This is a genomic window from Desulfovibrio fairfieldensis (assembly GCF_001553605.1).
Classification (GTDB): Bacteria; Desulfobacterota; Desulfovibrionia; order Desulfovibrionales; family Desulfovibrionaceae; genus Desulfovibrio; species Desulfovibrio fairfieldensis.
On record NZ_CP014229.1, the window covers coordinates 2,639,495 to 2,653,290 of the forward strand.

Consider the following 13,796-nt stretch of genomic DNA (forward strand, 5'->3'; position numbering starts at 1 on the left):
CACCTTTTGACTTGAACGGATATACAGCGTGAAGCGCGCCGGACGGCAGACGGCGGAACGTTGTTCGCATTCCACCGCCGCCGGGGGGCGATACGGAGCCTGACGCCTACTTCAGGCTTTCCGCGTAGATTTCCACCGGATGTTTGACCCGCACGGGGTCGTTGTTGTGCGAAAGCACATCCTCCAGTTGCATCATGCAGGCCGGACAGGCCGCCGCCACTACCTGCGCGCCCGTGGCAACCACATTGTCGCGCTTGCGCTGGCCGATCCGGCGTGAATAATCGTAGTGGAAAAGGTTGAAGGAACCGCCGCAGCCGCAGCAGCGGTCGGCCTCTTCCATTTCCGTGAGCCTGTAGCCGGGGTTGGCCGCGATGACCGCGCGCGGCTGCGCGGTCACGCCCAGCGATTTCTTGAGGTGGCAGGAATCGTGATAGGTGACGGGCACGGCGTCGCCGGAGGCCGCCGCTGCTTCCACCTTGAGCACGTCCACCAAAAACGCGTTGATATCCATGGTCTTTTCCGCCAGTTTTTCAGCCTGTTTCTGTTCCAGGCTGCCCAGGCGTCCGGCGTAACGCGGCCAGAGCTCCTTGATGGTGGAGGTGCAGGAAGCGCAGGGGCTCAGCAAATAGTCGAAATCGCCCTTGCCGAGCACTTCAAGATTGACCTTCATCTGCTTGATCATGCCCTCGGCGTCGCCGGAGGACAGCGCGGGAATGCCGCAGCAGGCCAGGCCCACGGGCATGAAGACCGCCACCTTGTGGTGACGCAGCACCTTGAGGCAGGCTTCGGCCATGTCCGTGTACATCTTGTCGCCCAGGCAACCCGGGTAAAAAGCCACTTTCAGGCCGCCCTCGGACCGGGAAGGCCGGGGCTCGTCCAGCGCGCCGTAAACGGCGTGCAGGGGCTTTTTCGCCAACGGCCGGATATGCCTGTCGCCCAGCATGAAGTTGAGCATGGGCGCGCAGACCGTGCCCTGGGCGTCGCCGGTTTTGCGGAAGATCAGGCCCTGCATGGGCGCGCCCACGCGCATGGCGAAGTTGAACAGACCGGGCTTGGCCAGCAGGGTGCGGAAAACCATTTTCTTCACCGGGTGCAGGCCGATATAGGCATTGACCAGCTCGCGCGCCTCCATGAAGACTTCCATGATTTTCACGCCCGGAGGGCAGGCGGCCTGGCAGGAGCCGCAGAGCAGGCAGCGGCCGAGCTTGTCGGCCAGGGCCTCGGGGTCCTTGAGCAACTCATGGGCCATATTGTTGATCAGGAAAAGCTTGCCGCGCGCCACGTCGGCTTCCTTGCCGGAGGCCCCGAACATGGGGCAGACCGACTGGCACATGCCGCACTTCATGCAGGCGGTGATCCTGTCGTCCAGCGCCATGAGGCGCTGGGCCAATTCGTGCAGATTGTTCATGAACTAAATCCCCACTAATTTAGTGGAATTGAGCAGGCCCTTGGGGTCCAGGGCGCGGCGCAGCCGCTGCGAGAACAGGATCGTGCCGCGCGAGGTTTCCTTTTCCATCCACTTGGCCTTGGCCGTGCCGATGCCGTGCTCGCCCGAGAGAGTGCCCTGGAGCCTGATGGCCGTGTCGAACATTTCGTCGATGGCCTCTTCCACCCGCTTGAACTCTTCGGCGTCGCGCTTGTCGCAAAGGAAGGTGGGGTGCAGGTTGCCGTCGCCGGCATGGCCGAAGGTGCCCACCTCCACCTTGTATTTGGCCGCGATGTCGTTGACGGCCTTCATCATGGCCGGGATCTGCGAACGGGGCACGGTGGCGTCTTCCAACACGGTGGTGGGACGGCAGCGGGCCAGCACCGGCAGGGCCATGCGCCGGGCTTCCCAGAGTTTGAATTTCTCGGCCGCGTCCTTGGGCACATGCACGGCCACAGCCTTGTTTTCCTTGAGCACGCGCTCCACAGCCTCGGCGTCGTCCGCCACCTGGGCGGGGTGGCCGTCCACCTCAATGAGCAGGATGGCCGCCGCGTCGCGCGGCAGACCGGCCTTGGTGAAGTCGTCCACGCGCACGATGGTGTTGTTGTCCAGAAATTCCAGGGTACAGGGCAGCACGTGGGCCGCAATGATCCCGGCCACGGCCTCGGCGGCGTTCTGCATGTCGTCGAAGACCGCCATAAGGGCCTTGGAGGCCTTGGGCGGCGGCACCAGCTTGAGAATGGCCTGGGAAATGACGCCCAGGGTGCCCTCGGACTGGATCAGCATGCCCGCCAGATTGTAGCCGGTGACGCATTTCACCGTGCGCGAGCCGGTTTTGACCACCTCGCCCGTGGCGTCGAAAAATTCGACGCCCATAAGGTAATCCTTGGTCACGCCGTACTTGAGGCCGCGCAGGCCGCCAGCGTTCTCGGCGATATTGCCGCCGATGGTGGACACGGCCTGGGAGCCCGGATCCGGAGGATAGAAAAGATTTTTCTTGGCCACGGCGGCGGCGAAGTCGGCGGTGATCACGCCCGGTTCCACCACAGCGTAGAGATCATTGGGATTGATCTCCAGGATGCGGTTCAGGCCTGTGGTCAAGACCACCACGGTATCGCTGTGGTCCGGAATGGTGCCGCCGGACAGGTTGGTGCCCGCGCCGCGCACGGTCATGGGAATGCCGTTGTCATAAAGTTTCTTGACGCAGAGGCCCAGCTGCTCGGTGGTCGTGGGCCGGAGCACCATCGCCGGAACCACGGGTTCAAGCACCGCCGAGTCAAATGAATAACTCTGGCGGTCGGCCTCGGAAGTGAACACATTTTCCTTGCCGATCAGATCTTCAAAATCCTTGATCAACGCCTGGCTTGCCATAGAGCCTCCTTGCACGCTCTCGCATCATCGTATCCTGAAACATTCCGCAAATGGACGATTCGCCCTTTGCGGGACGTCGGCCTTTGCCCCGGCGGAGCCGCCCCGATGTCTGATCGCGAAAATTTCGAGCCTGGTCATGCCCTCAATTTTCGCCGGCTCACGGCGGCTACGCCGCCGCGATACCCTACGGGTTCTGTGTGTTTCATTTGAAAAATCAGACACTGGGAGCCTGTCCGCAACCGCCGGAACAACGGACCTTTCCGCTGTCGCATTGCCTTACGGGAACAGGCCGCGCACGGCGCGGCCCGAAAACTGTGAAAGTCCGGTCTCGGAGCGCGGAAACCGCGCCAACGCTTGGGATTCTTTGCACAATGTGACTGTATAGCCTGCTTTGTCATTTTTGCAAAGAGGACTTTCCAAAAAAATGCAGTGGTATCACCATCAACATAGCAGCAAACTTCAGCGGCGCTGGAGCCGCTCGCAATGACCCGACCTCGCCCGGCGGCCGCTGTACAGGCATGCCCGCGCGGCACGCGGCTTGCGGCCGGAAGGGTCAAGGGCGCTGGATCCCGGCCAGCTTGCAAATGAAGGCGAAGGCTTTAGCGGCCACGGGTTGCACGGAAAGGCGGCTGCCCCGCTTCATCAGTTCCATGCCGGACAACTCGGGCCAGGCAGCCAACTCCTTGCGGCTCAAGGGATGCGGCAGGGCGCGGCGCAGGCGCACATCCACCATTTCCCAAATGGGCTTTTCCGGCGTGGCCTTGGGGTCGAAATGCTGATTCTCCGGGTCCTGGGCCGTGGCGTCCGGGTAGGCCGCGCGCACAATTTCCACAATGCCCACAATGCCCGGCTGCTGCCCGCTGTGGTAAAAAAATCCCAGATCGCCCACCCGCATGGCACGCATGAAGTTGCGGGCCTGATAGTTGCGCACCCCGTCCCAGGGCGAGGTCTGATCGGGAGAATTCTCCAGGTCCTGCCAGGAAAAACAGCCGGGTTCCGTCTTGAAAAGCCAGTAATTCATGCCTCGCCCTTTCCCTTTAAAAAGAATTATTCTCATTTACATATGGAGCCGAACAGCCCTTTCGTCAATGCCCGTGCGGATGCAAAAACACCGCCCGTGGGCGGTGTGGATGCAAGGCGCGGCGATTTTCCGGAATCGCGATGCCTTGAAGCGGACCGGGACTCCGAAAAAACGGTTGGGGAAGCACTGATTACTGAAGATTTCTGTCTCGATCAAGGGCGTAAGCCGTTGCCGCGTCAGCGGCTTGCTTGAGCCGTTCACGGCTACGGCTGGAGCACGGCGAACCGCAGTTGGAGGGTAAAAAGATCAGTAATCAGCGCTTCCCTTACTTTTTCGCCACCTGCCGCTGCCAGACAAAAAAATGCAGCAAGGCCATGCCGCCGTGGCCGATGAAGTACACGATTACCAGCCAGGCAAGCCACTCGTGCGTCACGCGCCAGCCATGCGCGGCGGGGGAACCGTCCCGCCAGAGCAAGAACCAGGTCAGGCCGGAAAAGGCGGTCAGCAGCAACGCGCCCAGACCCAGGCCCTGTACGGAAGTAGCCAGGCCGCCGGGCCGGGGCGCCACGAGCCGGCCGTGCAGGCTGGCGATCAGGTCCTTACGGATCTGATCCACGTCGCCCCAGAGATAGGGGAAAAAATATTTCAGGCCGTGCTTGCCCAGGCTGTAGGCCGCGACAATCACGCCCAGAACGCACAGGCTCATCCCCTCCAGCATGTGATACCAAGCCGTCCAGGAAGCTCCGTCCGGCGTTACCCGCATCAACGTGCTGCTGCATAGCTGCAGGATGACGAAAAGAACCACCAGCGCATGCAGCACGCGCAGAAAGGGGCTCTGGAAGAAACCCATGAACCGCCACAGCAGCTCGGACTGGGTTTTGATCAGCTCTTGTATCTTCATTGTTTTCTCCCGGTGGTCCTCCCTCCGGGATGCAGGGCCGTAACTCAGGCATTCGACCCGGTAGGCGCGTTCCACTCCGTGCCCTGGAACGCGCGTCATGTCTGTTAGTTACCCGCAAACGCTCAAAAACGCCATGCCCGGATTTCCCATGGGAAATCCGGGCATGAAATACAATCAGCGCCGGGAACAGACAGGCCAGAGACAGACCAGGGACTGTTGACACTATAGAATTTTTGTTCGCCCGCAAGGAAGATAAGCCTGCTTTGAAGGAGTGTGCTCTTTTGGTACTCGACTGAAAAAGCAGATGACATCTAACGCAGCGAGCGGGCAAAAAGGCATAGTGCCAAAGCCCCTAATGGCAGCGGATGCCGCTCAGCAGATGCGCCATCTTCTCTTTCTTGGTGCGCAGATAGGCTTCATTTTCCGGGCAGGATTCGATTTCGATGGGCACGCGCTCCACGATTTCAATGCCGTAGCCCGAAAGCCCCACGATTTTCTTGGGATTATTGGTCAGCAGGCGGATCTTGCGGATGCCCAGATCCACCAGGATCTGCGCGCCGGTACCATAGTCCCGCAGGTCGTCGGGGAAGCCCAGCATGCGGTTGGCCTCCACCGTGTCGTAGCCCTGGTCCTGCAGGGCATAGGCCCGGATCTTGTTGGCAAGGCCGATGCCGCGCCCTTCCTGGCGCATGTAGAGCAGCACCCCGCGCCCTTCCTGTTCGATCTGGCGCAGGGCCGCGCCGAGCTGGCCCCGGCAATCGCAGCGCAACGAGCCCAAGGCATCGCCGGTCAGGCACTGGCTGTGCACGCGCACCAGCACGGGCTCCGGTCCGCTGATGTCGCCCTTGACCAGGGCCAGATGGGTGCCGGGCTCCAGTTCGCTCTCGTAGGCATAGACCGTGAAGTCGCCGTACAGGCTGGGCAAATGGGCGTGCGCGTCGCAACGCACGGAAACCTGGCCGCGTTCCAAACGGTAGCGGATGATGTCTCGGACCGCCGCAATCTTGATGTCGTGCTCGGCGGCGAATTTCTCCAGGTCCGGCATGCGGGCCATGGTGCCGTCGTCGCGCATGATCTCGCAGATCACGGCCGCCGGTTTGAGGCCCGCCAGGCGGGCCAGGTCCACGCTGCCCTCGGTCTGGCCGGTGCGCGACAGCACGCCTCCGGCTTTGGCCCGGAGCGGAAAGACATGGCCGGGCGAAACGATATCCTCGGGCCGGGCGTTGTCCGCCACGGCGACCTTGATGGTGGCGGCGCGGTCAGCGGCGGAAATGCCGGTGGAAATGCCCTCGCGGGCCTCAATGGAAATCGTGAAATTGGTTCCGAAACGCGAACCGTTGCGCTGGGTCATCAGAGGCAGTTGCAGGCGGTCGGTCAGTTCCGGGGCCATGGGCAGGCAGATCAGGCCGCGCCCGAAACGGGCCATGAAATTGATGGCTTCCGGCGTGACGTGTTCGGCGGCCATGGTCAGGTCGCCCTCGTTCTCGCGGTCCTCATCGTCCACCAGAATGACCATTTTGCCCAGCCGGATGTCGGCAACGGCTTCTTCAACGCTGCACAAAGGCATGACTACATCCTTAGTAAAGTTACTGTCGTGATCGGGATTTGGTTGCGGCAAAGGTAGGGCGGGGGCGGGCTTCTGTCAACCGGGCGCGGCTTGTCCCGCAGGGTGATCGAATGAATGCCTCAATCGTCGGATATTCATTTGCGTCCGTAAGTAAGTCTTCTTTCCTCATTCCCGCGAACGCGGCCGAGACAGTCGGCAAGTGAGCGGGGAGCTGGTTTTGCGGGAAGGCTGACGCAAGAGTATTTTTCTTTTTCGCTCTGTCCATTCAATTGCCCAGGCTGTTTATCCCACCCGCAGGCCCACGTCCCACAGCAGGGCCGCCAGCGGCCTGCCCAACAGAAAAGGCAACACCCGCGCGGGCACGCGGCCGCGCGTGGCGCAGAGTTCGCGGAAGGCGGCGTCGTAACGGACCAGCTCCGCCAGTTCGGCGCGCGCGGCTTCCCGATCTTCCTCCGCGAGCGGGGCCGGAGCGGGCGCAAGGCGGGGCCGGAAGCCCAGAGCCGACGCCAGGGCCAGAGCCTTGCCCGCCGGGCAGGCCTCGTCATGGGCTCCGGCCAGTTCCGGCCAGCAGGCGCGCGCGGCGGACGGCAGCCCCGGCCCGGCACCCGCCAAAGCCTCCGCCCAAACCTCCAGGGCGGCGCAACGGTCCAGGCTTTGCCTGTTGGCCAGCAAAGCCTCCAGGGGGGCGGTGTCCGCGCAGAGCAGAACACGGCACTGCACGGGACGCCGGGCGTAGATGCAGCAGCCCGCGCCGTCCCTGTAGTACAGACAGCGCCAGGGATGGCCGGACTCGCCCGTGGCCGCCAATTTAAGCAGTTCCCTGTCCAGAGGCCGCAACACGCCGCGCGCGTCGTCACGCGCCCACTCTCCGGCCCGCAGGCAGACCAGGGCCTCCAAAGGCAAAGCCCCCTCCCCTGCCAACAGGGGGGCATCCTCGCGCATCAACGTCGGGCCGCCGCGCAGACAGCATTCTCCGCAACGGCGGCAGCGCGCAGCGGGCGTTTCAGGCATGGGCGTCGACATGTTATCGCGGCAGCGGGGCAAGAAATTTCAGGGCGATGAACTGTCTGACCTCTTCCCAGGCGTGCCTGCTTTCCGGCAGGGCGTCCCCGAAAATCTGGAAAACGTGGAACAAACCGTAATAACGGGTCAGGGTGGCGTCCACGCCCGCGTCCACGGCATGCCGGTAGACGATTTCGGAGTCGCTTTCCAGAATTTCGTCCGTGCCCACCTGGATCAGCATGGGCGGAAAGCCCGTGTAGGAGGCGAAGACCGGGGAAAGATAGGGATTTTTAGGGTCTGTCTTGCCCACATAGCTCAAGATAAAGGGCAGGGTCTTGGGCATGGCCCCGTCCCTGGGCGGCATATATTCGGGATTGTTGCCGAAAATGGGATCAATATCCGCATTTTTGATGTGCGATTCGCCCGAGCCGGTCATATCCGTCCACGGCGACATGCAGACCAGGGCGCGGGGCAGCGGCCTGCCCGCGTCGCGCAGACTGAGGGTCAGGGCCAGAGCCAGATTGCCGCCCGCGCTGTCCCCCACCACCAGAATGTTTTCCGGCTTGTAGCCCTGGGCCAGCAGCCAGTTCCAGGCGTCCAGGGCGTCGTCCAGGGCCGCCGGAAAGACGTGTTCCGGGGCCAGGCGATAGTCCGGGCTGAACACGTCGGCATCCCCGGCCATGCGCGAATAGCGCACGGCCATGCCGCGGTAGATATTGGAAAGTTTCAGGATATAGGCCCCGCCGTGCAACAGCAAAACCGCCCGCTCACGGGGCTCGCCGTCCTTGTGCAGAAGTTCGGCGCCGCAGTTTTTGAGGGCCGCGCGCGTGATCGTATAGCCTCGCGGGGCTTTCCAGGACGACTCGCTGTTGACGTAGTTGCGCGCCGCGCGCAGAAAATTGTCCCCCCTGAGTCCGGGCACGCGCAGCAGAAGGCGCAGTCCGTCGCGCACCACGCCAGACTGCACGGAAAGTTTGGGGCCGTCGGCATTGAAACAGCGTGTGCTCTCGGCGGCCCCGGCCGGGGCGGCGCAGAGCAACGCCAGCAGAAGAACATATATTTTTTTCATAGTAACCTCGTGCATCATGCGCCGGAATCGGCTCTGGCCTCCGCTCCGCCGTCATGGAACCGCCCGCCGTAGCTGCGGTTCAGGCGGCGGGAGAACTTTTCCATATAATAGTAATACACCGGCGTGATGTAGAGGGTCACGATCTGCGAAAAACACAGCCCGCCCACCACGGCCAGGCCCAGAGGCCGCCGGGCCTCGGCCCCGGCCCCGATGCCGATGGCGATGGGCAGCGCGCCCATGAGCGCGGCCATGGTCGTCATCATGATAGGCCGGAAGCGCACGTGACAGCCCTCGGTAATGGCGGCCAGCGGCGTGATCGAGGGGTCGCGCCGCTGGGCCTCCAACGCGAAGTCCAGCATCATGATGGCGTTTTTCTTGACAATGCCCAGCAGCATGATCACGCCCACAAAGCCGTAGAGATCCAGTTCCAGGCCGAACAGCCAGAGCGTCGCCAGCGCGCCGAAACCCGCCGAAGGCAGGCCGGAGAGAATAGTCAGGGGATGGATGAAGCTCTCATAGAGGATGCCCAGCACCAGATAGATGACCACAATGGCCAGGATCAGCAGCCAGCCCATGCCCTGAAGGGAATTCTGAAAGGCCTGGGCCGTGCCCTGGGACTCGGCGGTCACCGAGTCGGGCAGCAACGGCCGAGCCGTGGCTTCCACGGCCCCCACGCCCTGGCTCAGAGCCACGCCGGGCCGCAGATTGTACGAGATGGTCACGGCCGGGAACTGCCCGTTGTGGTTCACGGCGATAGGTCCCACGCCGGGCGAGAGTTTGGCCAGGGTGTCCAGAGGCACCAGATCCCCGTCTTTGGAGCGCACGTACAGACGGGACAGGGCCGAGCTGTCCTGCTGGAAGCGCTTCTGTAGTTCCACAAAGACCTTGTAGTCATTGGTGGGCGCGTAAATAGTGGAGATCTCGCGCGAGCCGTAGGCCGATTGCAGGGCCAGCTCAATCTGCTGCGGGCTCACGCCCAGAGCGGCGGCCCGGTTGCGGTCGATGGTCACGCGCAGCTCCGGGTTCTTGAGCTGCAGATCGCTGTTCACATCCTGGATTTCGGGCAGCTTGCGCAGGGCCTCCTCCACCTTCTGGGCGCTGTCGTAAAGGGCCGCCATGTCCGGTCCGGACAGGGTATACTGATAGAGAGCCTTGGAGGAGCGCCCGCCGATATTGATGGCCGGGGGCACGCGCACAAAAACCCGCAGGGCCGGGGAGGTGTTCAGCTCCCGCCGCAGGCGCTGGGCCACGGTCTCGATGTTCGGGCGCTGGTCATGAGGCTTGAGGTGCATGAGCAGAATGCCGTTGTTCATGCTCTGGCTGGAGCCCACAATGCCCACCACGGAGTTGAACATGGAGACATGGGGCTGCTTTTCCAGCAGGGTATCCAGCTTGTGCTGGGCGTCCACCATGCCCTGGAAGGAAACACCCTGCTCCGCTTCGGTGCTGGCGACCAGAAAGCCCATGTCCTCGGCGGGCAGAAAACCCTTGGGCATGACCACGCCCAGCCAGATGGTCAGGACCAGCAGGCCCAGGGAGGCGCCGAGCGCGGCCAGGCGATGGCGCAGCACGTAATCCAGCGAACGGGCATAACCCGCCGCCAGGCAGTCGAACATGCGTTCCAGCCTGCCGTACATGCCCTCATATCCGGCCTTGTGCTTCTGCCCGGCTTTCAGGAAATAGGCGCAGAGCATGGGCGTGAGCGTGAGCGAAACCACGCCGGAACAGAGGATGGCCGTGATGATGACCACCGCGAACTCCCGGAACAGCCGCCCCACGATGCCGCCCATGAACAGCACGGGAATAAAGACCGCCGCCAGGGAGATGGTCATGGAGACAATGGTGAAGCCGATTTCCGCCGAGCCGTCGTAAGCCGCCCTGAGGGGGTCCTTGCCCATTTCCTGGTGGCGGACGATGTTTTCCAGCATGACGATGGCGTCGTCCACCACAAAGCCCACGGCGAGCGTCAGGGCCATGAGCGAGAGATTGTCCAGGCTGTAGCCCAGCACGGCCATGACCGCGAAGGTGGAAATCACGGACATGGGCAGCGCCAGGCTGGGAATGACCGTGGCCGGGAGATTGCGCAGAAAGATGAAGATGACCAGCACCACCAGAAAAACCGTGAGCACCAGGGTGAACTTCACGTCGGCCACGGATTCGCGGATGGATTCAGAACGGTCGTAAAAAACGTCCACCTTGACCGAAGGCGGCACCTGGCGCTCCAGGGCGGGCAGCAGCTTGCGGATGGCGTCCACCACCTGCACTGTGTTGGTGCCGGGCTGGCGCTCCACGGCCAGGGTGATGCTGGGCACGCCGCCGTTGCTCCAGGAGATCTGTTTGTCCTGCTGCACGCTGTCTTCCACCGTGCCCAGATCGCGCAGGCGCACGGGCGCGCCGTTACGGTAGGCCACCACCGTGTCGCGGAAGGCCCGGGCGTTGAGCAGCTGGCCTGAGGATTTGATGGAGCTGGCCCGCTGCTCGCCCTCCAGGGAACCGGTGGGCAGCATGGAGTTGGCGGCGGCCACGGCGTCGGCCACCTCGTCGATGCCCAGCCCGCGCGAGGCCAGCTCGTCCGGGTCCAGCTGCACGCGCACGGCGTATTTCTTCTGGCCGTAAATGACCACCTGGGCCACGCCTTCCACCATGGACAGGCGCTGGCCGATGAGCGTATCCGCGTATTCGTTGAGCTGGTACAGCGGCAGGGTCGGCGAGGAAACGCGCAGATAGAGAATGGGCATGTCCGCCGGGTTGACCTTGCGGAAACTGGGGGGCGTGGTCATGCTGGTGGGCAGGCGGCGCTGGGCCAGACCGATGGCCGACTGCACGTCCAGGGCCGCCGCGTCGATATTCCTGTCCAGGGCGAACTGGATGGTGATGCGGGTGCGGCCCACGGCATTGACCGAGGAAATGGAATCAATGCCCGCGATGGTGAAAAATTCCTTTTCCAGGGGCGTGGCCACGGAGGCGGCCATGGTTTCCGGGTCCGCGCCCGCCAGGTCGGCCATGACCTGGATGGTGGGAAAGTCCACGTTGGGCAGCTGGTTCACCGGCAGGGAAAGGTAGCCGGTAACGCCGAAAAAGAGCATGCCCAGCATGAGCAGGGCGGTGGCGACAGGACGGCGGATGAATACGGCGGCTATATTCATGGCTGGAGTATGCTAAGACATGAGCTGGCGCACAAGCAAAAAAACGCCCAAAGCGCAGCAGACCACGCCGATGGCCCGGCGCAGCAGCAGGGGCGACATGCGCCGGGCCGCGGCCACGCCCCGCCAGAAGCCGAACAGGCAGGCCAGGGTCACGCCGGGCAGCAGGTTGTAATCCAGATAGCCCCCGGTCACGTTGGCCAGGGAGCCGGACAGGGTCGCCAGCACCTGGAAAGGCATGGACAGGGCCACGGCCGTCAGCGGCGCATAGCCCACAATGATCATCCAGGGCACGGAGAGCACCCCCCCGCCCACGCCGGTGAGCCCGGCCACAAAGCCCGTGGCCGCGCCGATGCCGAACAGGCCCGCCTTTCCATGCCAGAAGAGATTGCCCTTGTCGCGGGCCGTCGGCGGCCGCAGGGCGCACAGCCCGGCCAGCACAATAACCGCGCCCAGAATGTAGATCAGCGGCCCGGCGTCCAGACGGGCGTTGCACCAGGCGCCGGGCCAGCCCGCCAGACCGCCGCCGAGCACCAGGGGCAGGGCTTCGCGCCAGCGGATCAGGCCCAGCCGCCAGAACATCCAGGTGCCCAGAAGGGTCAGAAAAAACATGGCGGCCAAGGACGTGCCCATGGCCGTATGGGTTTCAAGCCCGCTCAACAGCACCAGGGCGGGCGGCACCAGCACGCCGCCCACGCCGGTGGCCCCGGTCAGAAAGCCCACAGCCAGACAAAAGGCATACAATACGGCCAGCAACATGGAGCATCCTTCAGGCAAAGAAAAAACGGAGTAAGAGACAGGCCAGCCAGAGCGACAGGCCGCCGTAAAGGGCGCTATAGCGCATAAGCGCGCACAAGGCCAGCAGGCGGGCGCGGTCCCAGGGGGCGGCGGATTCACGCGGCGGTCCCAGCCAAGGCTTGTCCACCAGTGCGCCGAAATAGACCGAAGGCCCGGCCATGCGCGCCCGGCAGAGCCAGGCGCAGGCGGCCATGGACCAGCCGGAATTGGGGCTGGGCATGCCCACCGCATGCCGGGCCACCACCCGGAAGCCCGGCCATGAACCGTCCCAGATCCGCGCTGCGGGCCTCAGACAGCGCAGCAGAACATCCGTCAGCCGTAAAGCCCCCACGGAAAGGCGCGCGGGAATGAAGGCCAGGCAGTCGTCGGCGCGGGCCCCGGCCCAACCCAGCCAGCGCCAGTGCTCCGTCAGATAGCCCCACATGGAATCCGCGGTGCTCACGGCCTTGTACATCCACAGGCCCACGGGACCGGCCAGCAAGAGCCAGAAAAACGGGGCCAGCAGCGCGTCGGTAAAATTTTCCGAGAGGGTGTCAGCCAGGGTCTTGCGCATCAGCGGGCGGTCCATACGGCCGGTATCCCGGCTGACCAGCCGGGACAGGGCCTCGCGCGCTTCAGGCTCGGGGTATGTTTCCACCCGGCGCAACACTTCCCTGCCCGTATCCAGCAGGCTGCCCATGGCCAGTCCGGCCCAGGCCAGATACACGGCCGACAGCACTCCCAGCAACGGCAGCGAAATCAGCAGCCAGACCGCCAGGCCGCTCACGCCGGTCAGCAAAAACAGGCAGACCAGCCCCGCCAGCCGCCCGCGCCGTTTTTCGCCTGCCGCGCCGCCGCGCCGCATCCAGCGCCGGGCCGGGCCTTCCAGGCGGCCCAGCAGACGGCCCGCGAAACAGACCGGATGCGGCCAGGGCAAGGCGGGATCGCCCAGCCGGAGATCCAGCAACAGGGCCACGGGGGCCAGCCACCAGCAGTCCCACACCGAGTACGGGAACAAAGACCGCAGGAGGCTCAGGTCCATTGTTCCAGCAGGCCGCTGGCGGCCAGAGCCATATACAGCACAATGCCCGCCGAGGTGGAGAGATTCAGGCTGCGTACCCCGCCCTCACGCATGGGGATGCGCACATGATGCGGCGAGGCGTCCAGCATTTCCGGCGGCAGGCCGCGCGTTTCCGGGCCGAAGATCAGGCTGTCTTCCGGCTGGAAGGCGAAATGCTGCACAGGCGCGCTGCCGTGGCGGCTCTTGGCCGAGGTCATGACCCAGCGCTCCGCCGCGGGCCTGCCGGGACGTTGCGCGAAGGCCCGCCAGTCCGGCCAGGTGAACAGGCGCACATTGGGCCAGTAGTCCAGACCGGCGCGCTTGAGATAGCGGTTTTCCAGCTTGAAGCCCAGGGGTTCGATGAGGTGCAGCTCCGTACCGGTGGCAGCGCAGAGCCGGGCCACATTGCCGGTATTGGGAGGGATTTCGGGCTCAAAAAGAACTATCCGCATGCGGGCT

At 63.9% G+C, this 13,796-nt stretch carries 11 protein-coding genes; all 11 read right to left on the reverse strand.

Features of this window, described 5'->3' with window-relative positions:
* Positions 1 to 106: 106 nt before the first annotated feature.
* The 11 genes from AXF13_RS11190 to AXF13_RS11240 all read right to left on the reverse strand — a co-directional run bounded on the left by AXF13_RS11190 (position 107) and on the right by AXF13_RS11240 (position 13,789).
* Positions 107 to 1,408: a (Fe-S)-binding protein gene (locus AXF13_RS11190; RefSeq protein ID WP_062253312.1), complete on the reverse strand. Its 1,302-nt coding sequence runs from the start codon at positions 1,406 to 1,408 to the stop codon at positions 107 to 109.
* Between the two features lie 3 nt (positions 1,409 to 1,411).
* Positions 1,412 to 2,797: an FAD-binding oxidoreductase gene (locus AXF13_RS11195; protein WP_062253314.1), complete on the reverse strand. Its 1,386-nt coding sequence runs from the start codon at positions 2,795 to 2,797 to the stop codon at positions 1,412 to 1,414.
* A gap of 553 nt (positions 2,798 to 3,350) precedes the next feature.
* Positions 3,351 to 3,818 (reverse strand): EVE domain-containing protein, encoded by a 468-nt coding sequence (locus AXF13_RS11200; RefSeq protein ID WP_062253315.1) that lies wholly within the window; start codon positions 3,816 to 3,818, stop codon positions 3,351 to 3,353.
* 325 nt (positions 3,819 to 4,143) lie between these two features.
* Entirely contained in the window at positions 4,144 to 4,719 is a 576-nt protein-coding gene (locus tag AXF13_RS11205) for a cytochrome b/b6 domain-containing protein (RefSeq protein ID WP_008681978.1), read from the reverse strand.
* A 352-nt stretch (positions 4,720 to 5,071) separates the two neighbouring features.
* Positions 5,072 to 6,286 carry a bifunctional 3,4-dihydroxy-2-butanone-4-phosphate synthase/GTP cyclohydrolase II gene (locus tag AXF13_RS11210; protein WP_062253317.1) on the reverse strand — a complete coding sequence of 405 codons (1,215 nt, stop codon included), beginning with the start codon at positions 6,284 to 6,286 and terminating at the stop codon, positions 5,072 to 5,074.
* A 282-nt stretch (positions 6,287 to 6,568) separates the two neighbouring features.
* A complete protein-coding gene (locus tag AXF13_RS11215; protein WP_150116171.1) occupies positions 6,569 to 7,309 on the reverse strand; it encodes a YkgJ family cysteine cluster protein in 741 nt (246 codons plus the stop codon).
* A 1-nt stretch (position 7,310) separates the two neighbouring features.
* The gene (locus AXF13_RS11220) at positions 7,311 to 8,357 is read right to left on the reverse strand and encodes an alpha/beta hydrolase (protein WP_223299909.1); all 1,047 of its coding nucleotides are present in this window, start codon (positions 8,355 to 8,357) and stop codon (positions 7,311 to 7,313) included.
* 14 nt (positions 8,358 to 8,371) lie between these two features.
* The gene (locus tag AXF13_RS11225) at positions 8,372 to 11,503 is read right to left on the reverse strand and encodes an efflux RND transporter permease subunit (protein WP_062253322.1); all 3,132 of its coding nucleotides are present in this window, start codon (positions 11,501 to 11,503) and stop codon (positions 8,372 to 8,374) included.
* A gap of 12 nt (positions 11,504 to 11,515) precedes the next feature.
* Positions 11,516 to 12,259: a sulfite exporter TauE/SafE family protein gene (locus AXF13_RS11230; protein ID WP_009302854.1), complete on the reverse strand. Its 744-nt coding sequence runs from the start codon at positions 12,257 to 12,259 to the stop codon at positions 11,516 to 11,518.
* A 10-nt stretch (positions 12,260 to 12,269) separates the two neighbouring features.
* A complete protein-coding gene (locus AXF13_RS11235; RefSeq protein WP_062253324.1) occupies positions 12,270 to 13,319 on the reverse strand; it encodes a CobD/CbiB family cobalamin biosynthesis protein in 1,050 nt (349 codons plus the stop codon).
* Positions 13,310 to 13,789: a tRNA (cytidine(34)-2'-O)-methyltransferase gene (locus tag AXF13_RS11240; RefSeq protein ID WP_062253326.1), complete on the reverse strand. Its 480-nt coding sequence runs from the start codon at positions 13,787 to 13,789 to the stop codon at positions 13,310 to 13,312. The genes AXF13_RS11235 and AXF13_RS11240 overlap by 10 nt, the downstream gene beginning before the upstream one ends.
* Between the last annotated feature and the right edge of the window lie 7 nt (positions 13,790 to 13,796).